The organism is Methylobacterium dankookense, from assembly GCF_902141855.1.
In the GTDB taxonomy this organism is placed as follows: domain Bacteria; phylum Pseudomonadota; class Alphaproteobacteria; order Rhizobiales; family Beijerinckiaceae; genus Methylobacterium; species Methylobacterium dankookense.
Window position 1 is genome coordinate 1 of sequence record NZ_CABFVH010000001.1, and the last position, 24207, is coordinate 24207.

Sequence of the window (24207 nt, forward strand, 5' to 3'; positions counted from 1 at the left end):
GGCGACCCTCGCCTCGGCCCAAGCCTTCCTCTACGCCGCTGCCGTCATGATCCTCGTTCGACGGCTGGGACGCGCCTCATGACTTATCGGACGGACTCTGAGGATGCGCCCTTACGGGGGGCGTCAGGGCCTCTACGAAGACCACGAGTGAGAAAGTTTCAGCCTTTCACGTTGGCGCCGCGAAGAAAAATGATCGCTCCGTCATCCATCGTTCGGTTGTTGCAAGATGCTGAGCCAGAGCGCCCGAATGGGCCGGGGGCGAGCTTCCACGTTGCGGTCAGAGAGGACGTTCAGCCGAAAGATTCACCGGAGGATGTCGGCGGTCCTAGTTTGCCGAGCCCCCGCCGGAACATCGTCGCTCATCGGCTAGGATACGCGGCCGCCCTCCAGGACTGCCGTTCGGTCGGCCCGCACAGTCAATGGGTTCGGGCGGCCATCGCGTCGCTCTTGCCACCCGGAGATCATCGGAGACAAAGGCATCCCGACGCACGGCACTCGCCCGAACCAGCTTCGTCAGAGGTCTTGATCACATGGGCGGCGTCAAACCGTCCTTGCCCACCGCAACCAGCTTGCCGTCCGTCTTGCCGCCATCCTTGGCGACCACGGCGAAGACCTTTGCGCCCGCTGCCAGCGCGGACTTGTCGGCCGGCTCGAACGCGACGACCGGCGCGGAAGGCGGAACGACGATCGTCTTCGTGCCGCCCTCCTTGCCGTAACTCACGGTGAGGGTGCGCGCGCCGTCGCCCGTGCCCGTGCCGGCCTGGACGGTGCCGTTCGTCATCGCGCTCTTCACCTTCGGGGCGCCGCTCGTCTCGGCCTTGACCGTGCCGTTCGTCATGGCGCTCTTCACCTTGGCGCCGCCGGCGGTGTGGTCGGTGATCGCGTCCCAGGCGTAGTGGCCCTCACCCGTACCGCGCATCGCCTCGGGGAAGAGCACGACTTCGAGCGCCGTCATCGGGTTCTCGCCCTTGGTCGCGGTTCCGATGAACACGCCCTCCTTGATCGCGTCGAGGTTCGAGGGGACCACGGACACGACCTTGGCGGCGCCGAGATCGATGATCTCGGTCGCGCCGGCATCCGTCTTCACGGTCACGGTGCTACCATCCGCCTTGTCGATCGTTCCGCGCACGCGCTCCAGCGCCGAGGCAGCGGTTGCGCCGGTCAGCGTCATCAGCGCGGCGACGGCGAATGTCGTGTAGGACTTCATCGGATCGTCTCCCAGTTGCGTGGTCGCTTTATGGTGCGCGGCGCCGCCGATGGAATGCTTGCGTGCAATCAAAATCGATTGATCGGCCCATAAAAATATAATAAGTATTTCTGCCTTATCTTGCGGGGCACCGACGGACGAAGACTTATATCCCGGCGTACCACTCGTAGCCGCGGTCTTCCCAGTAGCCGCCCAGGCCGTCGCCGATCCCGGCCAGGGTCTCGACGACCTCGATCCGCATCACGTACTTGGCCATCTTGTAGCCGAGCTGCCGCTCCACGCGCAGGCGCAGGGGGGCACCATTGCCGACCGGCAGCGGATTGCCATTCAGGTCATAGGCCAGGATCGTCTGCGGGTGGACGGCGTCCACGAGGTCGATGCTCTCGTAGTAGCGGATCGGTGTACGACCCGCCGTCTCGTCCGAGGTCTCGTCCGTGGCCGGCTCGCCGCCGCCCCAATCGTCCGAGCCCGCCGCGGCGACCTGGACGTGGCGGACATGATCCGGCTTCACCGGCCGCAGGCTCGCGCCCTCGAGGCCGGCACCGGCATATTCCAGCGTGTCGGCGCAGTGGAACACGATGTATCGCGCTTGCGGCTTCAATCCGGCGCGGATCAAAATCTCGGCGAGCGGCACGCCCGTCCACGTGCCGATGCAACTCCACCCCTCGACGCAGTCGTGCCGCGTCGTCTGGGTGCGGGCTGGCAGGGCGCGCAGATCCGCCAGGCCGAGCGAGAGCGGGCGCTCGACGAGGCCGCCGACGCCGAGCCGGTAATCCGCGAACCCTCCGGAGGCCAGCCTGCGGTAATCCCGGTCGGGTGGATCGATGGTGCCGTTCGGCTTGAACCACGGCGAGACGGCCGAGGTCGGGAACTCGCGTGCCAGCGAGCCGGGTGAGAGCAGCAGGCGCTGCACGAAGAGATTGGCGTCCTCGCCGAGCCGGAGCGTGCGCCGGCCTGCATCAGTCCCGGCGAAGCGGTCACAGCCGCCGAGAGTTGCGGTGCCAAGGGCGGCCAGGGAGGTCGTGAGGAATCGGCGGCGCGGGGTGATGATGGCCATCGTCAACGGGTCTCCGTGCCGAGGCTGAACCACCCAGTGACCATGCCGCGCATGTTGTTCCAGAAGCCGGAAACGAGCACGAGGAGGACGTGCACGATGACGAACAGCACCAGGAGGTTGGCCGCGATGAAGTGCACGCTGCGCGCCGATTGCCGCCCGCCGAAGAGGGTGGTCAGCCAGGGCCATGCTGCGTCCATAGCGGGCGACATGGCGAGACCCGCAAGTATCATCACGGGCAGGAGCAATAGGACGACCACCAGATAGGTCAGCTTCTGCAGCACGTTGTAGCGCCGCGCCTCCTCGCCTTCCGGGAAACGCAGGCGCACATGCTCGCGCACCGAGCCGCCGATATCGCGAATCTGGTCGCGGTCGGGGATGAGACGGCGGCGCAGCTGTCCGCTTCCGATCCCGTAGAGGAGATAGAGGAGGCCGTTCAGCACGAAGGCCCAGGCGAACAAGTAGTGCCAGCGGCGTCCGGTCGCGAGATCCTGGTTTGCGGGCAGGGTTGCCCAGGCGGGAAAGGCCCGCTCGTTCTCGACCCCGGCAACTTTGGAGAGCCCGAGCACGCCGGTGGTGTCGAGGCGCAGCGCACCGACCTGCAATACGCCGCGCCCGGTGCCGCTTGCGCCGCTCTCGGCCGTGATCGACAGAGCCGGTGCGTCGAAGGTCGATCGATCACCCCAGTACAGGGCTGGATGCGCGTTGAAGATCTGCAGTCCGCTCATCAGCAGGACGAGCAGGCAGACCGCGTTGATCCAATGGGTGACCCTGATGACGAGAGGATGCCGGAACATCCAGCGACGGCGTTCGACCTTCCGGTGGTCCGAAGCGGAGCGTGTGAGGTAGGTTCGTGGCACGGTCTTCCTTTCACGGCTGGCGGCGGAGGTCATGGACCGGACCTCCGCCGCCCTTCGAGGCGCCGCTTACATGCGGTTCATCATCCGACGCTTCATCATGCGACGCTCCATCATCTTCTTCCGCATCATGCGCTTCTTCATCATCATGCGTTCGCTGCGCGTCATGCGGACCTGGGTGACGGTCGAGGAACCAGCCTGAAGGCCGTTCGGGCCCATCGGCGCGGCGGAGGCAGCGCCGGTTCCGAGGGCGAGGCCGCCGAGGACCGAGGCGGCGAAGGCGAGGGTGGTGATTTTCATTTGGTGTCTCCTGTACGGGGAAGGAAGCCTCTGTGGCACAGTGAGAAAGGCGAGGATATCACTGTAAGTTCCTGATCTATCAAATAAATTATCTCCCGCCGATGGCCGTTAGGCGCAGGTTTTCAGGCGCTGAAGCAGGGCCCCACGCCGCGCCCTGGCTGGGCGTACGCCGGCCTGTACGGGGACCCAGCCTGAAAGGTTTCAGCCCGAACTAGAAAAGGCGGTTCCGCCCTCCCACCCGCTACCGTTTGTGGGGCTACCGGGCGATACCGACGCAGCGCGCCGCCGTGATCTTGCTCAGCATGCGAGAGAGCTGTTCCGCCAAGTACGGCTTGTGCACGAGCTCGAACCAATGAAAGGCGTCCTGGACCAGGACGTAGCTGTAACCCGAGGTCATGACTTGGGACACAGCAGCAAAGAGGGCCGACCAGAATAGTGAGGGCGCAACGGTCTGCTTTCGGCCGGCAAAAGAAGCGGCAGACGTTTGCCATGTGACGAAACTCGGCTGGAAGAAGAGAGAGTTCGTGAGCAGCTTGCTCGCGCCGTCACAACGTCTGCGCCGCAGCTCCCTTCGCGCGGCCTATGAACAGGATCCGGCCTGTCGGACGACCGATCGGCGAGCCCGCCTCAGGTTCCAGCGTGATCTCGAAGAGCTGCCCATCGCCTATGGTTTCCAGTCGTTCCGGCGGCAGGCGGATTGCCCCGCCCGGCGGCAGCACACCGAGCGAAACCGGTCCGCGCGCCTGATCCCACAGGGTCCAGAGCTGCAGCGAGCGCCCGCTCCCCGGCCGCACCTCGGCCAGCGGCAGAGACCGCACCGTACCGTTCTGGGCAATCTGGATGAGCCAGCCAGGGCCGCTCTCCTGCCCGGCAGCATCGCGGCTCTGCAGGATCGCGAAGTAGCGCGTCGGGCTCTCGGCAGGGGCCGACAGACGGTTGGGCAGGATCGCCAGCAGGATCGCGGCGGCCGTGGCGAGGGCCGTGGTGGCCCGCCATAGAGCGGCGCTCCGCCACGCCGCTCTCACCGCCCCGTACCGTGGCCGTGACGGGGCCGAGGTCGTCGCCCGGCCGAGTGCCTGCCGGCGCGTCGCGAGATCCCGTTCGATCCGTGCCCATTGGGTCGGATCGACCTCGGCCTTTCCGAGAGCGGCGGAGGCCGGCAGCAATCGCTCCTCCCAGAAGGCGACGCGGCGAGCGAGATCCGCATCAGAAGCCAAGGCCTGCTCGACCTCCGCCGTGGCAGCGGCGTCGAGCAAGCCCAGCACGTACTCGCCCGCCAAGACGTCGCGGTCTTCCGGCTCGCTCGGGATCATGACAGGCAATCCTTCAGGGCGATGAGGCTGCGGCGGACCCACGCTTTCACGGTCCCGAGCGGTGTACCAAGCCGCTCGGCAATCTCGGACTGCGAAAGGCCATCGACATAGGCGAGCAGGATCACCTGCCGCCTGTCCGCGTCGAGCTGCGCGAGGCAGCCGTGTAGACGGGCGCCGTCCTGCGATGTCGCCAGCTCGGCGAATGGATCGGGCGCCTCGTCCGCGATCTCGGCCCCCGCCGCCACATCGAGGTTCGTTCCCCGGCCGGCTGCCCGAACGTGCTTCAGCGCGCGGTGTCGCACGATGCTGGTGATCCAGGCGCGCCCCGCACCCCGGTCGCGATCGAAGGTCCCGGCGCGCATCCAAATGTCCAGAAAGGCATCGTGCAGGACGTCGGCGGCAACGTCGCGCCGCCGCACGATCCTGAGCGCGACGGCGAGCAGGAAACCGGCCTCGTGCTCATAGAGACGACGCAGCGATGCCCTATCCCCGCGGGCACAACCCTCGAGCGCGGAGGCGTGGTCGAACGGCTCCATGATCCTCCCGGCGCCCGGCAGGACCGGCCGCCAAGCCGGTCCTGCGTCATCTGAACGAGCTTACATCTTGGGCAGGATGGCGATGTCACGGACCTTGCCGGACACGCCGTCGATCTTGGCGGCCATCTCGCCCTTTCCGGTGGCGAGATCCACCTTGTAGAGCGTGTCGCCGGCCATGGCCCAGGCCTGATTGCCGCCTTGGCCGTCCGAGAGGATGTCGAAGGCCACGGCGTCGCTGGACATGCCGAGCATGCCGACGGTGTTCAGGATGCCGTCATTCGGTGGAGCCTGCTTCAGCAGCGCGCCGGAGGCCTCGATGTCGAACAGGACCGTTTCCTTGGTGCCCTTGAAGGCATTGGTGTAGGCGCCGGCCACCACCTTCGGGGTCTTGCCCTCCATCGCGTCGGTTTCGGCAAATTTCAGCTGGCCATCCTTTGTGACCTTCCCATCATCGACGTTGGCGCGGAGGTTCGTGCCGTCCGAGCCGATGATGCGCAGGCGGTCGGCCACGGGATTGAAATCAACGGTCGCCGCGGTGCCGCCGGTCAACGTCGTGTCGAGCTTCGACTTGGCCGTGGCCTTGCCCGACATCGGATCGATCGTGACGACGCTGCCGTCGGAGATCACCGCGTAGAGCATGCCGTCGGCTGGCCGTACGTCGATGCCGAGGACGCTCCCGCTGATCCCGGTGATCGTCACCGTCTTCGTGACCTTCTTCGCGGCCGTGTCGACATGCGCCAAGGTGGCATCACCAACGAGCGCCGCCACGGTGTCCGCACGAGCGGCGGTTCCGAGGCAGGTGCCGGCGAGCAGAGTTGCGGCGATGAGGCTCGATCGCATGGTGTTCTCCATCTGCCGCGGAGGCGGCATCAGGCGGGCTAGCCATGAACCGAGGGATCGGATGCAGCCAACGGCGAATTTTTCTCCTCTGCGGGACCCATCCGCATTCAAGGACCGCTCAGGTTGTGAACAAGACCTGCTTTTGATCGACGCTCATCTCTCTGCATCTGGCAGCCCGGCTTGCGCAGATCTGCTTCCGAACCGCCCGATGGACAGGCTGGGCGTTCACACAGGCGTGAACCCGTTACAGTACCATTCCGCTCGGCCCGTTCAATGATCCGCGAACAGTATCCACAACGCCATGGCGCGGCTCAGGCTGACGGGAGGAGGCTTACGCATCGGAGCTACACGTTTTCGATCAAGCGGCCAGGAGGTTCTCGACGATCCGCACGACCTCCGCGCCGCAATAGGGCTTCGACAGGTAGCGGGCGTCGCGGGCCATGTTGCCCGGACCAGGCGCGGCGCGGCCCGACACGACCACGATGGCGCAGCCGGGGCACAGCTCCCGCACGTGGCGCGCCAGCGCGAACCCGTCCGGCTCGCCCGGCATCTGCACGTCCGTCATCACGGCGCCGATGTCGGGCCGCTCGGCCAGCATCGCCAGGGCGAGGGCGCCGTTCGCGGCCTCAAGCACCTCGAAGCCGGCGTCGGCGAAATGGTCGGCCGCCAGCATGCGCAGCAGCGCCTCGTCGTCCACCACCAGGATCACCGGGACCGCCACCGCGCTTCCTCCATAGGCCGGACCACCTCAACCCGGGCCGCGGCCGAATGATCCGTCGAAACAAGCACATGCGTCTTGGTGGTGACGCCTCGGCCGAGGTACAAAAGTGGCCGGGCGGTCCGAACGGGCGGAAGCGAGCAGTGACGGAAGGATTGACGGAAGACGCGGCACTGGTCGCCGGCCTGAAGGCGGTTCCGGGCGTCCTGGAGGTCGTCCGGGCGGCGACCGGCATGCGCTTCGCCGCGGTCGCGCGGGTCACGGCGGACCGCTGGCTGGCCTGCGCGGTGGAGGACGGGATCGGCCTCGGCATCGAGGCGGGCGGAGAGCTCCCGGTCGAGACGACGATCTGCCGCGAGGTCCGGCAGGCGGTGGTGCCGGTCGTCATCTCGGACGCGCGATCCGACGCCGTCTACTGCAGCCACCCGACGCCCTCGATGTACGGGTTCCGCAGCTACGTCTCGACGCCCATCGTGCTGCCGGGCGGCTCGTTTTTTGGTGTGCTCTGCGCGCTCGATCCCGAGCCGAGGGACCTGTCAGCGCCTTGGCTGTTGCGCATGTTCAAGCTGCACGCCGAGCTCGTCGCCTTCCAGATCGACGCCCATCGCCGGCTCGCCGCCGGCGCGGCGGACCTGGCGACGAGCCGGCGTGACCTCGCGACGAGCCAGGCTGACCTAGCGACCAGCCGCGCGGATTTCGCGATGAGCCAGGCCGATCTGGCGACGGCCCAGGCCGACCTCTCGACCAGCGCGGCCTCGCTCACGGACGAGCGGGACAGCTCGGCCCTGCGCGAGCAGTTCATCGCCGTCCTCGGTCACGACCTGAGGAATCCGCTCGCCTCCATCGATGCCGGCGCGAAGCTCCTAGCCAAGGAGAACCTGTCGGAGCGCGGGCGGGGCATCCTGGACCTCGTCGGCAAGAGCGTTGGCCGCATGGCTGGGCTGATCGACGACGTGCTCGACTTCGCCCGCGGCCGGCTCGGCGGCGGCATCGCCGTTAACAAGGCCGACAGGGTCCCGCTCGCCCCCATGCTGCGCCAGGTCGTCGACGAGCTCGCGACTGGCCACCCCGACCGCCGGATCGAGGTCGAGCTCGACGGGATCGGCGACTGCCGCTGCGACCCGGCCCGCATCGGGCAACTTCTGTCCAACCTCGTCGCCAACGCCCTGACCCACGGCGCGTCCGACGCTCCGGTCACGGTCCGCGGCGTGATGATCGACGGCATCGTCGAACTCTCGGTCGGCAATGCCGGCAGGCCGATCTCGCCGGAGGCGATGGCAAACCTGTTCCAACCCTTCGTGCGCGCGTCGAGCCGCCCGAGCCAGCAGGGCCTGGGGCTCGGGCTCTACATCGCCTCCGAGATCGCACGGGCGCACGGCGGCACGTTGACGGCCACCCTCCGGTCCTGAGGCGACGACCTTCGCCTTCGTGATGCCGGCCTGAGGCCCTACGCGCCACGCCGGGGCAGGAGCTCGATCACGTTCTCCGCGGTGGCCGGGGCGGACTGCGCCGGTACCCCGAGCGCGGCCGCGACCTGGACGGCGAGCTGGTCGCGCCGGAAGGGCTTGGAGATCAGCCGCACGCCGTCGTCGAGGCGACCATGGTGGACGATGGAGTTCTCGGTGTAGCCGGACATGAAGACCACCTTCACCTCCGGCCGCAGGGCCAGGATGCGCTCGGAGAGTTCCCGGCCCCGGATCCTGCCGGGCAGCACCACGTCGGTGAGGAGGAGATCGATCGCGGGTGCGTTCGCGCCGAAGACGCGAAGGCCCTCCTCACCGTCGGCCGCCTCCAGCACCCGGTAGCCGAGGTCGGACAGGATTGCGCAGGCGATCTCGCGCACGGCCGCCTCATCCTCCACCACCAGCACCGTCGCAGAGCCGCGCGGCAGTTCGACCGGCGTACCGGTGCGTGCCGGCGCGGCGGCCGCGCCGATGGCCCGCGGCAGGTAGAGCTTCACGGTCGTGCCCTCGCCGGGCTCGGAGTAGACCTTCACGTGCCCGCCGGACTGCTTCACGAAGCCGAACACCATCGCGAGGCCCAGCCCGGTGCCCTTGCCGTCCGGCTTCGTGGTGAAGAACGGCTCGAAGACGCGGGCCGCGACCTCCCGGGTCATGCCGTGGCCGGTGTCGGAGACCGCGACCATCGTGTAGTCGCCCGGCGTCACCTCAGCGTGGTGGCGGGCGTATTCATGGTCGATGGTCTTGTTGGCGAGCTCGATGGTGAGACGCCCGCCGCCGGGCATGGCATCCCGGGCATTCAGGGCGAGGTTGAGCACCGCGCTTTCGAGCTGCGCGGGATCGGCCATCGCCGGCCAGAGACCGGCGCTCTCGACGTAGCGCACCTCGATGTGCTCGCCGAGTGTCCGCCGCAGCAGCGGCACGAGGTCCGGCATGGTTGCGGCGAGGTCGATGGCGGCGGGCGCCAGCGGCTGCTTACGGGCGAAGGCGAGGAGCTGCCCCGTCAAGGTCGCGCCGCGCTGGGCTGCCCAGGCGGCGCGCTCGATGCGCTGCTGCATCCTGTCGTCGCCCGCGAGTTTGGCGCGCACGAACTCCAGGTTTCCGAGGATGACCTGCAGGAGGTTGTTGAAGTCGTGGGCGATGCCGCCGGTCAACTGCCCGATGGCCTGCATCTTCTGCGCCTCGCGCAGGACGCCCTCGGCCTGCGCCCGCTTCGTCATGTCCGACACGGTCAGGACGAAGCCGCCGTCCGGCATCGGCGTGCGGCGCAGTTCCAGATGGTGCTCGTCGCCGCGTACGCGCTCATAGACGACGATGCCGCGCGCGTCGCCGGCGCCGGCACGGATCTGGTCCTCGCTCTCCAGCGCCGGGCGCCCCGCCTCTGCCGTGTGCTCGACGAAGGCGGAATAGGTCGTTCCCGGCCGCACCATGGCCTTGGGCAGGTCGAGCAGGACCTGGAAGCACTCGTTCCAGTTCGTGAGCCTGCGGTCGGGACCGAAAACGGCGACGCCCTGGCTGAGGCTGTCGAGCGAGGTGCGCAGCCGCAGGGCGAGGGCGCGCTGCTCGGCCTCGACGCGGTAGGAGCGCGACCAGGCCTGGTTCAGAAGCCGCGCCGCCCAGAGCAGGGTCAGGATGGCGAGGAGCGAGCCGCCGACGACCATCCAGCGCACCCAGGCAGCCCTGGCGTCATTCTGGGCGAGCCGCTCGGCGAGGATCGCTTGCTCGTCCCCCTGCAACGCCGAGAGCGTCCGCTCGGCATCCACCATGAAGTCGCGGCCGGCGTCGGTGTCGACGATGCGCTTGGCCGCGTCGAAGCCGCCGTCGCGGCGTGCCTGCACGGTCTGGGCGAGCTCCTCCAGCTTGTGCGCGACCAACGGTGCGAGCTCCCGCAGGCGGCTCTGCTGGGCCGGGTTGTCGGCGGTGAGCTTCTGCAACTCGCCCTGGAGCACGCCCAGGCGGTCGCGCGCGCTACCGTACGGGGCGAGGTACTCGTCGCGGCCGGTCAGGACGTAGCCCCGCTGGCCGCGCTCGGCGTCGCGCAGGGCGACCGCGAGGTCCTTCAACGCGAGGAGGACGTCGTAGCTGTGCTGCGAGGCCTCGCGCGCCTGCCGGGACGCGTTCAGCCTTTCCCAGGTCGCCGCCCCGACCAAGGCGAGGATGGCGAGGAGCACGCCGAAAACGAGAAGGTTCGCGCGCTTGACGAGATACTGGGTCATGGGGTCCGGGCCTGGCTGCACCATGCCGGGACGCCAGCGAGAACCGCGCGCGTTTGCGGTGGGTGATGTCCCGATCATGCCTACAGATTCCGGCTGGATCGAGGAGGCGTCACAATGTAGCCCCCGCGGTCGCCTACCCATGACCTCGACAGCGGAGAGCGCTTCCGGTTTAAGGCGGAAGGGCTGCGGCGCCTTGGTCTCGATACCCTGGTGGTCTTGCCGTACGTGTGACAGCTGGTCGGCGGAATAGATCTTGTGCACCAGCTTGCAACCGTGGGCACACTTCTCCGCGATGCTTGAATCTCGGGAGCTTGATCCCGTGCGGCCCTATCGCCGGGGGACGTGCCTGGGGTGACAGCCACGTCAAGCTCGCATCAGGCGCAGGGACTCCGACCTCCCGCCCCCACCATCCGCCGGCGCGCACCGGGTCTGGTTGCGCCCGCCTTCCTTGGCCGCGTAGAGCGCGGCGTCCGCGGCATCGTAGAGCGCCTGAGCTGTCCCGCTTGGCACGCCTGTCCCGGTCGCCACGCCGATGCTCGCGGTCACCGCGCCAGCGCCGATGCCGGCCGACGCCACCGATAACGTCGTCAGCGCTCCGTGGACCTTGTCCGCCACCCGAAGGGCACCGGCCGCGTCGGTGTCGGCCAGGAGGATGGCGAACTCCTCGCCACCGACGCGCGCCACGAGGTCGTCGGGCCTATGCACGCTCACCGATAGGCACCGGGCGAGCCCCTTCAGGACATCGTCGCCAACGGTGTGGCCGTAGCGGTCGTTGAAGCGCTTGAAGTGGTCCGCATCAACGAGGATCAGTGAGACCGGCTTGCCCGTGCGGCGAGAACTGTCCCAGGCGGTCGCGAACACCTCGTCGAAGCGCCGGCGGTTGGCGAGGCCGGTCAGGGCGTCGGTGCTCGACAGCCGGGCGAGCTCGGCCTGCATCGCGGCGCGCCGACGCAGTTCCCGGCCGAACATCAGCGACAGGAACGCGGTCAGGCCGCACAACGTGATGACGACGGCGGTGATGACGACCGCCTTCCCGCGCCATGCGGCCTCGACCTCGTCGGTGGCGACGGCGACGTTGAGGATGAGCGGCAGGTCGCCGACCTGGGTGAAGGCGTAGTGCCGCTCCACGCCGTCGCGGACCGATGGCGCGACGAAGGTGCCGCTGCCCTCGCGGACGAAGCGGTCGAAGTTCCCGGTGCCGGCGATGTTCGCCCCGATGTCGGCCTCGACGGAGGGGTGGCGCGCGACGCGGGTGCCGTCCCGCAGGTAGAGGTTGATCGCTCCATCGCGCCCGAGGCCAAGGCGGTCGAACAGGCGGACGAAGTAGGACAGCTTCAACGTGGCCAGCGCCACGCCCGCGAAGGAGCCGTCCGCGTTGTCGATGCGGCGGCTGAACGGCAGCATGCGCTCGCCGGTCAGGCGCGAGACGAGGGGGCGACCGATGTAGAGACCCACGTCACGGCGGGCCTTGTGGACGGTGAAGTATTCGCGGTCCGCGTAGTTGCCCTTGCGCGGCGGCAGAGCCTGGGCGTCCACCGCAATGTCGCCGTCGGCGTCGATGACCAGCATGACGCCCAGGTCCTTCGCCGTCGCCGACCGGTCGAACAGGATCAATTGCCGCGCCCGAGGGCTCGCCTCGGCTGTCTCGGGTGCCCGGATGTTGTCGACGACCGCCTGCAGGGAAAGGTCGATGAGCTCGACGTTGCGGGCGATGTCGCGCTCGATGACCTGAAGCAGGTTTTTCGAGGTCTGCTCGGATTTGTCCCAGGCGTCCCGCCGGAGGTCGAGCAGCATCAGCGCGGACACGACGAGCATGCCAAAGGGGGCCAGCACACCCAACGCGATCCATGTGCGGGCGGAGCGGAGGCGTCGCGCGAGCGGGCGCGGCAGGGCCATCGGCGGGCACTCCCAAGCGTTGTCGTTGTTTGGTTGCTAACGCCCAAACTCTTTACCGGCGCTTTGCGCCTGCACCGTCACTGCTCCGGCAGCCTAATCGTGGCTAACGCGGTGTTTGGCGCGACCGCGGGCATCCTTCGCATGCTGCGTTGCCGCTTTCAGGGCGTCGGTAGTGATGCCGGTCGCATCGCGGTCCGGTCATGCTCCTGGAACAGACTTTCACAAGTCCAATCGCAGAGGTCCGAAGATGGCGCATCCAAGACCCACAAGCTGAGCAGCTGTAGTGTCCGCTTCGGAGAAGCCGTGAGGGGCGGCTGAATGACCGAGATGGAGCGCAAAGTGGAATTTCTGCATTTGGTCGGCCTGCTGCTAATTTTGCTGTGGCATAAGATGGCAATTGGCTGCCCGGGATGCCGCCAATGTACCTACTTAGGACTTTTCACGCTTCCATTTCGGTTCGTGTGTTCGGATTGGTGTTAGTGTGCAGGCTGTGACTAACTCTGTATGAGCGCATCCTGTCTCGACAAGCCGGCTGCCTCTTGCCGGCCTCGGCCCGCGAGGCAGTCCGCGCGCTCGTTGAGCGGGTCTCCAGCATGGCCGCGTACCCAAGTCCAAATCACATTCCGCCGATTTGCAAGCTCGTCCAAGCGCTGCATTAAGTCGACGTTCTTCACTACACCCTGGGTGTTGCGCCAGCCCCTCGCCTTCCATCCAGGCAACCACTCGGTCACGGATTTAATTACGTATTGGCTGTCGCAGCGAATTTCGATCGAAGCGCCCTCAGGGAAGCGCTCCAACGCCCGAATAGCAGCGGTTAGCTCCATGCGGTTGTTTGTGGTGCTGAGCTCACCCCCGTAAAACTCCTGATTGCCTTCCGTTGCTGTGATGACGACGCCCCAGCCGCCCGGGCCTGGGTTAGGTTCGCAGCCACCATCAGTGTAGACAACAGTTTGCATCGGAATCTGATCCTTCGGGATTGAAGCGGTAGCCCCTCAACCTGGAATCGAGGGAAGGATCAGCTTTTATCAGCTCAAGTCGGATTTTCTACGGAGATCGAGCGGTGTGCGGCAAGTAGAAAGCAAAAACTAAGCCATCTCATGCGATCGGATGAGCTGATTTGGATCGTTAATGCTCGAAATGGAGCAAATTGAGATTGCAAGGTCTGCAAATTTCGCTATCACAATATTGTGTGCAGGAACTCCATCGGCCTCTTCCCTCTGTCATCGGCGGGCGCCCTCGGAGCCCCGGTCGCCGCCGTAGCTAGGGCCTGATCGCTGGGCGGGTAGGCGGCACCCCGCAGACGCTCGGGTCCGGCTGTTCGCGCGGGGGCGTGCCGCCGTTCCGCTTGCCTCGGCATGAGGGATGGATGGGAGAAAGCGGTCTCATGCGACCTCCGGGTGATCCCTTCGGGATGGCGGATGTCGCCTTCGCTCAAGCGCCACACGGGCTTGCTGAGACCGCGTCCGGTCCGATCAACCGGACGCGGTGTCATCGGCGCATCGGCGAAACACGACGTCGAAATGGCCTTCACGGCTTCCGGATAAGACCAAAGATCTGCGACTTTGGATCTATCGACCTATCAATTCAATCAAAAGATCAATATCCGGAACATTTTGTCTTCTGATCATTTGTCGTCGGGGGCGTCAGGAGCAGAGGTTGCCATGCGACGCCTGTTGTCCATTGTCTTGCTCAGCACTCTTCCTGGCGGCGTACTGGCCCAGGAGGATGAGGCCAAGGAAACCGCGCCACAGGGCACGACCAAGCTGCCGAGTCCCACCGTGAGCGTCCATTCCGAAGCGCTCGACCGGCTTCAGGCCCTGCCGAAGCCTGCGGCGCAGAGAGACCTGAATACCTTCGCCCTCGCTTCCGCGCATCGCGAGCGGGCGGCCTCGATGGAGGAGAAGACGAACGGGCTCTGGCAATCGTGGCTGGTCTCGGTCTGCGAGGGCTGCGGGTCCGATGGCCAGCCCTTCACCGATCTGAGCGGCGAAGAATACGCCAAACGGCAGCGCGCCCAGCAGGACAGGGGCCCGGCTACACGGCCCCGATATACCTATTACTATCCGTCGCGGGGCGACCGGATGAACGTCGAGAACATCGCCGTGAACCTGAAGAACGAGAATATCGACCAGATCCGGAGGGACCCGAACCGTTGATTGTGGACTGATCTGCAGCGATCGACCGGATCCGGTTCAGGGGCCCGAACGAGAACGGCCAGGATCGCGTGGATCCTGGCCGCCGGTCGGTGAGCTTGGGTGTCGGTGTGCCGACAGCCGGTTCCTAGAACGGGATGTCGTCGTCGAGGTCGTAGTTGCCCTTGCCGCCGCCACCGCTGGACGGTGCCGGGCGGCGCTCGCCGCCCTGGGCGCGGCCGCCACCGAAATCGCCGCGGCCACCACCGCCACCGCCGCCGCCGTAATCGCCGCCGCGGCTGATCTGGCCGCCGCCCTCGTCGTCCGACGCGAAGTCGCCGCCACCGCCGCCGCCGCGGCCGTCGAGGATCGTCATCTCGCCGCGGAAGCGCTGCAGCACCACCTCGGTGGTGTATTTCTCGACGCCGGAATTGTCGGTCCACTTCCGGGTCTGGAGCGAGCCCTCGATATAGACCTTCGAGCCCTTGCGCAGATACTGCTCCGCCACGCGGGCGAGGTTCTCGTTGTAGATCACCACCGAGTGCCACTCGGTGCGCTCCTTGCGCTCGCCGCTGGACTTGTCCTTCCAGGTCTCCGAGGTCGCCAGGCGCAGGTTCACCACCGGGTCGCCCGAGCCGAGCCGGCGTGTCTCGGGGTCGCGCCCGAGATTGCCGACCAGGATCACCTTGTTCACGCTGCCCGCCATCGCTCTCTCCTACCGTTCGATCTCACTGGGCGTTCGTTCTCGAGCCCGGGCCGGGCAGTGATGACCGGGGACGGCCGGGGCGGCAACGCCGCGCCCGCGCTTGTTCCCGGTAAACACATCCGGACGGACCCGAGAATGTTCTATATTTGTTCGATATCGCCGGCAAGCGGCCGGCGCCGATGGGCTGGGGATTTCCCCGGCCCTCAGGCGACGTGCACGATCAGCTTGCCGAAGTTGCGCCCCTTGAGCAGGCCGATGAAGGCTTCCGGCGCCTTCTCCAACCCCTCGACGATGTCCTCCCGGTGCTTCACCCGGCCCTCCCGCAGCCAGTGGCCGACATCGCGCAGGAAGGCCTCGGCCTGGTCGGCGAAGTCCCAGACGATGAAGCCCTGCATGTGCAGGCGCTTGGTCAGGATCATGCGCATCAGGCCGGGGCTTCGGTCGGGCCCGGGCGGCAGCTCGGTGGCGTTGTAGGCCGAGACGAGGCCGCAGACCGGCACCCGGGCGAAGTCGTTGAGGAGCGGCAGCACCGCCTCGAAGACCGCGCCGCCGACATTCTCGAAATAGACGTCGATCCCGTCCGGGCAGGCGGCGGCGAGCGCCTGGGGCAGGTCGTCGCCGCGATGGTCGACAGCCGCGTCGAAGCCGAGCTCCTCGGTGAGGTAGCGGCACTTCTCGGGGCCGCCCGCGATGCCCACCGCCCGCGCGCCCTTGAGCTTCGCGATCTGCCCGACGAGGGAGCCGACCGGGCCGGCGGCGGCGGCCACCACCACGGTCTCGCCGGCCTTGGGGCGGCCGATGGTGAGGAGGCCGGTATAGGCGGTCATGCCCGGCATGCCGAGGATGCCGAGCGCCGTGGTCGGGGGGACGCCCGGCGGGATCCGCTGGAGGCCGCGCCCATCGGAGACCGCGTAATCCTGCCAGCCGCCGAAGGCGGAGACCAGCTCGCCCACCGCGAAGTCGGGATTGTCCGATTCCACCACCTCGCTCACCGTGCCGCCGGTCATCGGCTCGCCGATGGCGACCGGGGCGGCGTAGGATTTCGCCGCGCTCATGCGCCCGCGCATGTAGGGGTCGAGGGAGAGCCAGCGGGTGCGCAGCAGGACCTCGCCGGCCTTCGGCACCGGCACGCGCGATTCCTCCAGCCGGAAATGGGCCGGACTCGGCTCGCCGTGCGGCCGCGCGGCGAGCACGATGCGGCGGTTCATGGCGGCCATGGACATCTCCTCTCGGCACTCCCGTTCGCCGCAATCTGGCGCGCGTGGGCCCTGCGGCAAATCCCGCGCGATCCTCCCGCCGCCTCGCGCGTTCACCGCGCTGGAACGGAACGGGGGTGCGCGATGCGGATCGGACTCGGAACGCTCGGGATGGGCGTGGCGCTGGCGCTCGCCGGAGGTCCGGCGGGCAATGCGGCGCCGGACCCGCTCGCCGCCCATCGCTGGCATGCGCGCGTTCTGGTGCTCGCCGCACCGGACGGCGACGATGCGCGGCTGAAAGCCCAGCGGGAGGCGGTGGCCGCGGCGCAGCTGGATTTCTCGGAGCGCGATCTCGTCGTGGTGGATGCGGTCGGGCCGGGCGCGGAGGCTGCCGCCCTGCGGCGCCGGCTCGGGCTGCCCGAGGCGGAGTTCCGCGCCGTCCTCGTGGGCAAGGACGGCGAGGCCAAGATCACGGCGTCGGAGCCGATACCGCCGGAGCGCCTGTTCGCGACGATCGACGCCATGCCGATGCGGCGCGACGAGATGCGGTCGCGGCGCTGAGGAGAGTGGACGGGGCCGGCGCAAGGCCGGCCCCGAACGGGTCAGTAGCAGCGCTCGACCAGGACGCGGCGGTAGCCGTAGGGCGTCCAGCGCACGCGCGGGACGGTGTAGCAGCCGCCGCCATAGCCGTAATCGTAGCCGCCATAGCCGACCGGGGCGTAGCCGTACCCGTAGCCCGGATAGCCGTAGCCTCCGTAGAGCCCGCCCGCCGCGAGGCCGAGGCCCACGCCGAGCCCCAGCCCGCCGAGGCCGTAGCCGTAGCCACGGCGCCAGCCGCCGCCGTAATAGCCGCCGCGCCAGCCGCCATAGCCGCCGCGCCAACCTCCCCCGAAGCCGGCGCCCCGATAGCCGCCGAAGCCGCCGCGGAACCCGGCACCGCCGACCCCGCCCCGGAAGCCGCCGCCGCCGAAGCCGCCACCGTGGAAACCGCCGCCCCGGAAGCCGCCGCCGCCGAAGCCGCGCGCGTCGGCGGTGGCCGGCAGCATCGCGACCGCGCCGGCGATCAGGGTCGAAGCCAGAAGAACCCGCTTCATCTCAAACTCTCCCAGAGCAACCTGAACATGCCCCAACAACCTATCAACGTGCGGCCGGTGCCGCTTGTTCGGGTTGCGCATGCGACAGATCGGTCCGGCGCACTCAAAGATTCGTGTCCCAGTCTGGGACCATGGCGCGGCCCGCCTTGAAAGCGCCTTGCCTTTCGCGCGAAGAACGGCCCCGCTCGGCGCTGCCCCCCTCCAGAGGACCTCGGGTTCAGGATCCATGACGACGACGGCTTTGCGCGCCCTCCTCGCCGCCACCGCCCTGCTGCTGGCGGGCCCCGCCGCCGCGGCGCCGGCCGACGGCCCCTGCGCGACGGTCCAGGCCCAGGGCGAGAGCTTCACGGTCTGCACCCTGGACCTGCGGCGCCAGCGGGTGCGCATGTTCTGGCTCGGGCCGGACGGCCTGCCCTACGCCTCCCTCGGCAGCCTCGCCGAGAAGCAGGGCGCGCGGCTGACCTTCGCCATGAATGCCGGCATGTACGACAAGGGGCAGGCCCCGGTGGGGCTCTATGTCGAGGAGGGGCGCGAGCTGAAGCCCGTCTCGACCACGAATGGGCCGGGCAACTTCCACCTCAAGCCCAACGGCGTGTTCTACGTGAAGGGCGAGCGCGCCGGGGTGCTCGACACGGCGCATTACCTCAAGGCCAAGGTGAAGCCGGATTTCGCCACGCAATCCGGGCCGATGCTGGTGATCGACGGGCAGATCCACCCGAAGATCTCGGCGGACGGCCCCTCGCAGAAGATCCGCAACGGCGTCGGCGTGCGCGAGGACGGCCGCACGGCGGTGTTCGCGATCTCGGAGCGCCCGGTGACCTTCGGCGCCTTCGCGCGCCTGTTCCGGGACGACCTGCACTGCCGCAACGCGCTGTTCCTCGACGGCAGCGTGTCGAGCCTCTACGCGCCGAACCTGAGCCGGAACGACCTCAGCCGCCCGCTCGGGCCGCTGGTGGGCGCGGTGTCGCGGTAGAGCCGTACCCCATCGCGTTGCGACGGAGTACGGCTCCAGCCCCTTGTTTTCACGTGCTCTCTTACGCCGAACCGGCTTCCGCTTCGGCGGAGAGCGCTCTCCTGGGACGCCGCCCGGTCCCGCCGGGCGGCGCCCGATGCGTCAGGCCGCGCCGACGGTCGCCTTGACGATCTTGTCCGGCGAGCGCGGCGGCTCGCCCTTGTTGATCGTGTCGACGATGTCCATGCCCTCGATGACCTTGCCCCAGACCGTGTACTGGCGGTCGAGGAAGCGCGCGTCGTCGAAGCAGATGAAGAACTGCGAGTTGGCCGAGTGCGGGAAGTTCGTGCGGGCCATCGAGCAGGTGCCGCGCACATGCGGCTCGGCGTTGAACTCGGCGTTGAGGTCGGGCAGGTCGGAGCCGCCCGAGCCGGTGCCGGTCGGGTCGCCGGTCTGGGCCATGAAGCCGTCGATCACCCGGTGGAAGGGCACGCCGTCGTAGAAGCCCTGGCCCGCGAGCGTCTTGATGCGCTCGACGTGGTTCGGCGCGAGGTCGGGGCGCAGCGCGATCACCACGCGGCCCTTGGTGGTCTCGAGCACGACGGTCTCGGTGTCAGCCATGTCAGTCACTCCTGGTTGGTGAAAGCTTGATGGGTCACGCGTGCGTGACGCAGGGCGTACCCGCCGGACGCGCCGGCGGCAAATCCGGTCCCCTCACGGGGCACGCCGCCGCTGGACGAGGCGCAGCGCGATCGGCCGGCCGGCGATGGCGCGCCCGAGATCCGGCGTGATCCGCGCCGGGGTGCAGGCCCGCAGCGCGGCGAGCGTCGCCCGGGCGAGGCGGCGCCGGCCCTCGCCCGAGACGCCCGCGGTGAAGACGATGCGGGGCGCCGCGATCAGGCTGCCGTCCCGCCGGAGCGAGAACCGTGCCGTGACCTCGACGCCTGCGTCGCCCGCGCCCTCGGGCGGCTGCCAGCAGGCGGCCAGAGCCGGGTAGAGCGCGGCCAGCGTGTCGGCGGCCTCCGCGGGCCTCTCGGCCAGCGGCACCGCGACCGTGCCGCTCAGGGTCTGCGGCAGGGAGAGCGGTGGGCCGGGCGCCCCATAATAGGAGGCGCGCGCCTCGGCCGGCGCCAGGGCGCAGAGGCCGGCCAGCGCCGCGAGGGTGTGCCGGGCGCTCAGTTGGCCTTCTCGGCCATCTGCATCTTCACGATCTTGTCGGGATCCTGGACCGCGCCGTTGTCGCTCTTGGAGCCCTTCTTGACCTTGTCGATCACGTTCATGCCGTCGGTGACGACGCCGACCACGGTGTACTGGCCGTCGAGGAAGCTCGCCGGGCCGAGGCAGATGAAGAACTGCGAGTTCGCCGAGTTCGGATTCCCCGAGCGCGCCATGCCGACCGTGCCGCGCAGGAACGGGGCCTGCGAGAACTCGGCCGGGATGTCGGGCAGCTTCGAGCCGCCGGTGCCGTTGCCCTTCGGGTCGCCGGTCTGGGCCATGAAGCCGTCGATGACGCGATGGAACTTCAGGCCGTTGTAGAAGCCCTGGTTGATCAGGGTCTTGAGCTGCTTCACGTGCTTGGGCGCGAGGTCGGAGCGCAGCTCGATGGTGACGCGCCCGTCCTTGGTGTCGAGATAGACGGTGTCCGGCCCGGCGGCTTTGGCCGCGGGGGCGAGCGCGAGCGAGGCGGCGAGCGCGAGCCCGAGGACGGCGTGGCGTCGGTTCATGTGGCGTCTCCGTTCAGTCGAGGAAATCGGTCGCGGGACCGGGGGTTCGCGAAGTCAGGGCTTGGCCTGGAAGCGTGCGGCGAGGCGTTCGGCCACCGCTGCGGGCACGAAGGGCGCGACGTCACCGCCCATCGCGGCGATCTGGCGGACGAGGGTCGCGGTGATCGGGCGGACATGGATCGAGGCCGGCAGGAACACGGTCTGCACCTCGGGGGCCATCGCCCCGTTCATTCCTGCGAGCTGCATCTCGTAGTCGAGATCGGTGCCGTCGCGCAGGCCCCGGATGAACAGGGTGGCGCCGAAGCGCCGCGCCGCCGAGACGGCGAGGTCGTCGAAGGTCGCGATCTCGAGCGTCGTTCCCTCGGCCTGGGCCAGCGGGGTGCAGGTCTCGCGCAGGAGCTCCGCGCGCTCGTCGGCGCCGAAGAGCGGCGTCTTGCCGGGATGCACGCCGATGGCGATGACGAGGTGCGAGACCAGGCGACAGGCTTGTCGCACCACGTCGAGATGGCCGTTCGTGACCGGATCGAAGGAGCCGGCATAGAGCGCTGTGCGGTTCATCGCGGCCGGACCTAGCGCGTTTTGATGGGAAACGGAACCTGCGCCTTGGCGGGCGGTACGGTTGCGGGTCAGGCGCGGGTTCCCTCCCCCTTGCGAGGAGGGGTCAGGGGTGGGGGTGGCTCAGGATCGGGCGAAACGGTGCCTTCTGCACCACCCCCACCTCCGGCTCCTCCCCGCAATGGGGAGGAGAGGCCCATCGCCGATCGTCGCGGATCCTGTCGTCGCCCGGAGGCGGCCTCAGGCCGCCTCCTCCCCGCCGTCCTCCTCGCCCTCGATATGCTCCACCGAGACGACCTTCTCGGCCTTGTCGGTGTTGAACACCGTCACGCCCTGCGAGGCGCGGCCGACGATGCGGATGTCGTCCACCGGCACGCGGATGAGCTGGCCGCCATTGGTGACCAGCATGATCTGGTCGGCGGACTCGACGGGGAAGGAGGCCACGAGGTTGCCGTTGCGGGCGTTCACCCGCATCGCCGTGATGCCCTTCCCGCCACGGTTCGAGGTCCGGTACTCGTAGGCCGAGGAGCGCTTGCCGAAGCCGTTTTCCGACAAGGTGAGGACGAATTGCTGGGCGCCTCCGAGTTGCGCGTAGCGCTCCTGCGAAAGCGGTGCCGCTTCGGTGCCAGCTTCCTCGGCGTCGGCATCGCCGTTCTCGGGTGAGGTGTCGCCGATGACGGCGCGCTGCATCTTGAGGAAAGACACCCGCTCCTCAGGCGAGGCCTCGACATGATTGAGGATCGCCATGGAAATGACCCGGTCGTCCTTCCCGAGATTGATCCCGCGCACGCCCGTCGAGTCGCGGCCCTTGAAGACGCGCACATCCTCCACGGGGAAGCGGATGCACTGGCCGAGGGCCGTCGTCAGCAGCACGTTCTGGTCCGGCCGGCAGATCTCGACATGGACGATGTGGTCGCCCGGATCGAGCTTCATCGCGATCTTGCCGTTGCGGTTCACCTGCACGAAGTCGGACAGCTTGTTGCGCCGGACGTTGCCGCTCGCGGTGGCGAACATCACGTCGAGCGTCTCCCAGGAGGCCTCGTCCTCCGGCAGCGGCATGATCGTGGTGATGCGCTCGCCCTGTTGCTGGAGCTGGAGGATGTTCACCAGCGCCTTGCCGCGGGCGTTCGGCGCGGCGATGGGCAGGCGCCAGACCTTCTCCTTGTAGGCCTGGCCCTGGTCGGAGAAGAACAGCACCGGCGTGTGGGTGCTGGCCACGAACAGCCGGGTGACGAAATCCTCGTCGCGCGTCGTCATGCCGGAGCGGCCCTTGCCGCCGCGGCGCTGCGACCGGTAGGTCGAGAGCGGCACGCGCTTGACGTAGCCGGCATGGGACACGGTGACCACCATGTCCTCGCGGGCGATCAGGTCCTCGTCCTCGACGCTCGAATCGTAGTCGACGATCTCGGTCTTGCGGGGTGTGGCGAACTGCGCGCGCACCTCGGCGAGCTCGTGCTTCACGATGCCCTGGATGCGGACGCGCGAGCGCAGGATGTCGAGATAGTCGGCGATCTCGTCGGCCAGCGTCTTCAGCTCGTCGCCGACCTCGTCGCGGCCGAGGGCGGTGAGGCGCTGCAGGCGCAGGTCGAGGATGGCGCGGGCCTGGATCTCGGAGAGGCGGTAGGTGCCGTCCTCGGCGACGCGGTGGCGCGGGTCGTCCACCAGCGCGATGAGCGGCGCGATGTCGTGGGCCGGCCAATCGCGGCTCATCAGCGCCTCGCGGGCGGTGTTCGGGTCCGGCGAGGTCCGGATCAGGCGGATGACCTCGTCGATATTGGCCACCGCGATGGCGAGGCCGCACAGGACGTGGGCGCGCTCGCGGGCCTTGTTCAGGAGGAACTTGGTGCGCCGGGAGACGACCTCCTCGCGGAAGTCGTTGAAGGCCTGGAGCAGGTCCTTCAGGTTCATCAGCTCGGGGCGGCCGCCGTTCAGCGCCACCATGTTGCAGCCGAAGGAACTCTGCAGCGGCGTGTAGCGGTAGAGCTGGTTCAGCACGACGTCGGCCATCGCGTCGCGCTTGATCTCGACCACGATGCGCATGCCCGAGCGGTCGGATTCGTCGCGCAGGTCCGAGATGCCCTCGACGCGCTTGTCCTTCACCAGCTCGGCGATCTTCTCGATGAGCGTCGCCTTGTTCACCTGGAACGGGATCTCGGTGAAGATCAGCGCCTCGCGCTCCTTGCGCAGCTCCTCCACATGCGATCGGGCGCGCATGATGATCGAGCCGCGGCCCGTATTGTAGGCCAGCCGGGTGCCGGCGCGGCCGAGGATGAGGCCGCCCGTCGGGAAGTCGGGGCCGGGCACGATCTCGATCAGCTGCTCGATCGTCAGGCCCGGATCGTCGAGGAGCGCCATGCAGGCGTCGATCAGCTCGCCGAGATTGTGCGGCGGGATGTTGGTGGCCATGCCCACCGCGATGCCGCCCGCCCCGTTGACGAGGAGGTTCGGGAAGCGCGCCGGCAGGACGCTCGGCTCCTCGCGCGACTCGTCGTAGTTCGGCCCGAAATCGACGGTGTTCTTGTCGATGTCCGCGAGAAGCGCGGTCGCGGGCTTGGCGAGGCGCGATTCGGTGTAGCGCATGGCGGCAGGCGGATCGCCGTCCACCGAGCCGAAATTGCCCTGCCCGTCGATGAGCATCAGGCGCATGGAGAAGTCCTGCGCCATCCGCACCAGGGCGTCGTAGATCGATTGGTCGCCGTGCGGATGGTAGAGACCGATCACGTCGCCGACGATGCGCGCCGACTTGACGTATTTGCGCTCCGGCAGGTGCCCGGATTCGAAGGCCGAGTAGAGGATGCGCCGATGCACCGGCTTCAGGCCGTCGCGCGCGTCCGGAAGCGCGCGGCTCACGATCACGCTCATCGCGTAATCGAGGTAGGAGCGGCGCATCTCGTCGGTGATGGAGACGGGGCGGATGTCGGTGGCGGGCGGCGGCGCGCCGGCCCCCGGATCGTTTGTCTCGGCCAAGGCTACCTGTCCAGAACGCGGGGCGCGCGCTGGGCGGCACCCCTCGGGATCGCGTCGCGCCCGTCCGAGCGCGCGGGAAGATACGTGATATCAAGTGGTTAATTAATGATCACGACGCTCCCGCGCAAGGCTCCGGTTCAGGCCGCGAGCGCCATCGGCGCGGGTTTCGAAGCCTTTCCGAGACCGAGGAAATCCTCCACCGCGGCGAGGTCGGGAAAGCTCATGAATTCCGGGCGCAGCGGCGCCGGCAGGCCCTCGAAGGACAGCCCGGGGAAGGCGTCCGGATGGGGGTAGAGCTGCCAGGGCGCGCCGGGCTCGGCGGGCTGGAACAGCATCGCCACCTTGCGGCGGCCGAGCCGGACCAGCCGGGTCGGGCTGTAGCTCAGCGTCTCGATCGCGTAGGTCTCCTGACGGCGGTCGGTCGTGCGGCGCATCGAAGGCTCCTTCGGATGGTGCGGCCGAGGGGCCGCGCGGTGACTGGAGG

Annotated in this window: 23 protein-coding genes and 1 pseudogene; 4 read left to right on the forward strand and 20 right to left on the reverse strand. The window is 68.3% G+C overall.

The annotated features are described in order from the left end of the window. Positions 1-526: 526 nt before the first annotated feature. The 8 genes from MTDSW087_RS00005 to MTDSW087_RS00040 form a co-directional block, all read right to left on the reverse strand. Positions 527-1207: a metal ABC transporter permease gene (locus MTDSW087_RS00005; RefSeq protein WP_144758390.1), complete on the reverse strand. Its 681-nt coding sequence runs from the start codon at positions 1205-1207 to the stop codon at positions 527-529. 145 nt (positions 1208-1352) lie between these two features. After that, entirely contained in the window at positions 1353-2264 is a 912-nt protein-coding gene (locus MTDSW087_RS00010) for a molybdopterin-dependent oxidoreductase (RefSeq protein ID WP_144758393.1), read from the reverse strand. Between the two features lie 2 nt (positions 2265-2266). Continuing rightward, the gene (locus MTDSW087_RS00015) at positions 2267-3154 is read right to left on the reverse strand and encodes a cytochrome b/b6 domain-containing protein (RefSeq protein ID WP_373321955.1); all 888 of its coding nucleotides are present in this window, start codon (positions 3152-3154) and stop codon (positions 2267-2269) included. Between the two features lie 33 nt (positions 3155-3187). Beyond that, positions 3188-3418: a hypothetical protein gene (locus MTDSW087_RS00020; RefSeq protein ID WP_144758396.1), complete on the reverse strand. Its 231-nt coding sequence runs from the start codon at positions 3416-3418 to the stop codon at positions 3188-3190. Positions 3419-3963: 545 nt separating this feature from the next. Further along, the gene (locus tag MTDSW087_RS00025) at positions 3964-4731 is read right to left on the reverse strand and encodes an anti-sigma factor (RefSeq protein ID WP_144758399.1); all 768 of its coding nucleotides are present in this window, start codon (positions 4729-4731) and stop codon (positions 3964-3966) included. Further along, complete coding sequence (locus tag MTDSW087_RS00030) at positions 4728-5267, reverse strand: sigma-70 family RNA polymerase sigma factor (RefSeq protein WP_144758402.1); 540 nt, start codon at positions 5265-5267, stop codon at positions 4728-4730. The genes MTDSW087_RS00025 and MTDSW087_RS00030 overlap by 4 nt, the downstream gene beginning before the upstream one ends. Positions 5268-5327: 60 nt before the next feature. Next, positions 5328-6218, reverse strand: coding sequence for a DUF4394 domain-containing protein (locus MTDSW087_RS00035; RefSeq protein ID WP_306421683.1), 891 nt, complete (start codon positions 6216-6218; stop codon positions 5328-5330). Positions 6219-6465: 247 nt separating this feature from the next. Continuing rightward, on the reverse strand, positions 6466-6828 hold the full coding sequence (locus MTDSW087_RS00040; protein ID WP_238178976.1) for a response regulator: 363 nt from the start codon (positions 6826-6828) through the stop codon (positions 6466-6468). 140 nt (positions 6829-6968) lie between these two features. On the opposite strand from MTDSW087_RS00040, the gene MTDSW087_RS00045 reads away from it, so the two are divergent. Further along, positions 6969-8234, forward strand: coding sequence for a GAF domain-containing sensor histidine kinase (locus tag MTDSW087_RS00045; protein WP_238178974.1), 1266 nt, complete (start codon positions 6969-6971; stop codon positions 8232-8234). 38 nt (positions 8235-8272) lie between these two features. Here the strand turns inward: MTDSW087_RS00045 and MTDSW087_RS00050 are convergent, their stop codons facing one another. The 3 genes and pseudogenes from MTDSW087_RS00050 to rnhA all read right to left on the reverse strand — a co-directional run. After that, the gene (locus MTDSW087_RS00050) at positions 8273-10501 is read right to left on the reverse strand and encodes a CHASE3 domain-containing protein (RefSeq protein WP_144758408.1); all 2229 of its coding nucleotides are present in this window, start codon (positions 10499-10501) and stop codon (positions 8273-8275) included. A gap of 363 nt (positions 10502-10864) precedes the next feature. Beyond that, on the reverse strand, positions 10865-12397 hold the full coding sequence (locus tag MTDSW087_RS00055; RefSeq protein ID WP_144758411.1) for a sensor domain-containing diguanylate cyclase: 1533 nt from the start codon (positions 12395-12397) through the stop codon (positions 10865-10867). Between the two features lie 533 nt (positions 12398-12930). Further along, positions 12931-13353: pseudogene (rnhA, locus tag MTDSW087_RS00060) on the reverse strand (ribonuclease HI); the annotation flags it as partial. Between the two features lie 705 nt (positions 13354-14058). Between rnhA and MTDSW087_RS00065 the strand changes: the two are divergent. Then, positions 14059-14553: a hypothetical protein gene (locus MTDSW087_RS00065; RefSeq protein ID WP_144758417.1), complete on the forward strand. Its 495-nt coding sequence runs from the start codon at positions 14059-14061 to the stop codon at positions 14551-14553. 124 nt (positions 14554-14677) lie between these two features. Here MTDSW087_RS00065 and ssb read toward each other — a convergent pair whose 3' ends face one another. Then, positions 14678-15235 carry a single-stranded DNA-binding protein gene (ssb, locus tag MTDSW087_RS00070; protein WP_144758420.1) on the reverse strand — a complete coding sequence of 186 codons (558 nt, stop codon included), beginning with the start codon at positions 15233-15235 and terminating at the stop codon, positions 14678-14680. Positions 15236-15438: 203 nt separating this feature from the next. Next, entirely contained in the window at positions 15439-16452 is a 1014-nt protein-coding gene (locus tag MTDSW087_RS00075; protein ID WP_144758423.1) for an NADP-dependent oxidoreductase, read from the reverse strand. A gap of 123 nt (positions 16453-16575) precedes the next feature. On the opposite strand from MTDSW087_RS00075, the gene MTDSW087_RS00080 reads away from it, so the two are divergent. Then, the gene (locus MTDSW087_RS00080) at positions 16576-16992 is read left to right on the forward strand and encodes a DUF4174 domain-containing protein (RefSeq protein WP_144758425.1); all 417 of its coding nucleotides are present in this window, start codon (positions 16576-16578) and stop codon (positions 16990-16992) included. A gap of 41 nt (positions 16993-17033) precedes the next feature. On the opposite strand, the gene MTDSW087_RS00085 is transcribed toward MTDSW087_RS00080, so the two are convergent. Then, positions 17034-17525, reverse strand: a complete 492-nt coding sequence (locus tag MTDSW087_RS00085; RefSeq protein WP_144758428.1) for a hypothetical protein — start codon at positions 17523-17525, stop codon at positions 17034-17036. A 226-nt stretch (positions 17526-17751) separates the two neighbouring features. Between MTDSW087_RS00085 and MTDSW087_RS00090 the strand changes: the two genes are divergently transcribed. Next, the gene (locus MTDSW087_RS00090; RefSeq protein WP_144758432.1) at positions 17752-18498 is read left to right on the forward strand and encodes a phosphodiester glycosidase family protein; all 747 of its coding nucleotides are present in this window, start codon (positions 17752-17754) and stop codon (positions 18496-18498) included. A 141-nt stretch (positions 18499-18639) separates the two neighbouring features. On the opposite strand, the gene MTDSW087_RS00095 is transcribed toward MTDSW087_RS00090, so the two are convergent. The 6 genes from MTDSW087_RS00095 to MTDSW087_RS00120 all read right to left on the reverse strand — a co-directional run bounded on the left by MTDSW087_RS00095 (position 18640) and on the right by MTDSW087_RS00120 (position 24157). Next, a complete protein-coding gene (locus tag MTDSW087_RS00095) occupies positions 18640-19098 on the reverse strand; it encodes a peptidylprolyl isomerase (RefSeq protein WP_144758435.1) in 459 nt (152 codons plus the stop codon). 93 nt (positions 19099-19191) lie between these two features. Further along, the gene (locus MTDSW087_RS00100; RefSeq protein ID WP_144758438.1) at positions 19192-19611 is read right to left on the reverse strand and encodes a hypothetical protein; all 420 of its coding nucleotides are present in this window, start codon (positions 19609-19611) and stop codon (positions 19192-19194) included. Between the two features lie 41 nt (positions 19612-19652). Beyond that, positions 19653-20201, reverse strand: coding sequence for a peptidylprolyl isomerase (locus tag MTDSW087_RS00105; protein WP_144758440.1), 549 nt, complete (start codon positions 20199-20201; stop codon positions 19653-19655). Between the two features lie 54 nt (positions 20202-20255). Then, positions 20256-20759, reverse strand: coding sequence for a pantetheine-phosphate adenylyltransferase (gene coaD / locus MTDSW087_RS00110; RefSeq protein WP_144758443.1), 504 nt, complete (start codon positions 20757-20759; stop codon positions 20256-20258). A 237-nt stretch (positions 20760-20996) separates the two neighbouring features. Next, complete coding sequence (gene gyrA / locus MTDSW087_RS00115; protein ID WP_144758446.1) at positions 20997-23723, reverse strand: DNA gyrase subunit A; 2727 nt, start codon at positions 23721-23723, stop codon at positions 20997-20999. A gap of 137 nt (positions 23724-23860) precedes the next feature. Further along, positions 23861-24157, reverse strand: a complete 297-nt coding sequence (locus tag MTDSW087_RS00120) for a hypothetical protein (protein ID WP_144758449.1) — start codon at positions 24155-24157, stop codon at positions 23861-23863. Between the last annotated feature and the right edge of the window lie 50 nt (positions 24158-24207).

Coding starts and splice junctions, on each gene's coding strand:
- MTDSW087_RS00005 (WP_144758390.1), bottom strand. CDS start 1,207: ATGAAGTCCTACACGACATTCGCCGTCGCCGCGCTGATGACGCTGACC.
- MTDSW087_RS00010 (WP_144758393.1), bottom strand. CDS start 2,264: ATGGCCATCATCACCCCGCGCCGCCGATTCCTCACGACCTCCCTGGCC.
- MTDSW087_RS00015 (WP_373321955.1), bottom strand. CDS start 3,154: ATGACCTCCGCCGCCAGCCGTGAAAGGAAGACCGTGCCACGAACCTAC.
- MTDSW087_RS00020 (WP_144758396.1), bottom strand. CDS start 3,418: ATGAAAATCACCACCCTCGCCTTCGCCGCCTCGGTCCTCGGCGGCCTC.
- MTDSW087_RS00025 (WP_144758399.1), bottom strand. CDS start 4,731: ATGATCCCGAGCGAGCCGGAAGACCGCGACGTCTTGGCGGGCGAGTAC.
- MTDSW087_RS00030 (WP_144758402.1), bottom strand. CDS start 5,267: ATGGAGCCGTTCGACCACGCCTCCGCGCTCGAGGGTTGTGCCCGCGGG.
- MTDSW087_RS00050 (WP_144758408.1), bottom strand. CDS start 10,501: ATGACCCAGTATCTCGTCAAGCGCGCGAACCTTCTCGTTTTCGGCGTG.
- MTDSW087_RS00055 (WP_144758411.1), bottom strand. CDS start 12,397: ATGGCCCTGCCGCGCCCGCTCGCGCGACGCCTCCGCTCCGCCCGCACA.
- MTDSW087_RS00065 (WP_144758417.1), top strand. CDS start 14,059: ATGCGACGCCTGTTGTCCATTGTCTTGCTCAGCACTCTTCCTGGCGGC.
- ssb (WP_144758420.1), bottom strand. CDS start 15,235: ATGGCGGGCAGCGTGAACAAGGTGATCCTGGTCGGCAATCTCGGGCGC.
- MTDSW087_RS00075 (WP_144758423.1), bottom strand. CDS start 16,452: ATGGCCGCCATGAACCGCCGCATCGTGCTCGCCGCGCGGCCGCACGGC.
- MTDSW087_RS00080 (WP_144758425.1), top strand. CDS start 16,576: ATGCGGATCGGACTCGGAACGCTCGGGATGGGCGTGGCGCTGGCGCTC.
- MTDSW087_RS00085 (WP_144758428.1), bottom strand. CDS start 17,525: ATGAAGCGGGTTCTTCTGGCTTCGACCCTGATCGCCGGCGCGGTCGCG.
- MTDSW087_RS00090 (WP_144758432.1), top strand. CDS start 17,752: ATGACGACGACGGCTTTGCGCGCCCTCCTCGCCGCCACCGCCCTGCTG.
- MTDSW087_RS00095 (WP_144758435.1), bottom strand. CDS start 19,098: ATGGCTGACACCGAGACCGTCGTGCTCGAGACCACCAAGGGCCGCGTG.
- MTDSW087_RS00105 (WP_144758440.1), bottom strand. CDS start 20,201: ATGAACCGACGCCACGCCGTCCTCGGGCTCGCGCTCGCCGCCTCGCTC.
- coaD (WP_144758443.1), bottom strand. CDS start 20,759: ATGAACCGCACAGCGCTCTATGCCGGCTCCTTCGATCCGGTCACGAAC.
- MTDSW087_RS00120 (WP_144758449.1), bottom strand. CDS start 24,157: ATGCGCCGCACGACCGACCGCCGTCAGGAGACCTACGCGATCGAGACG.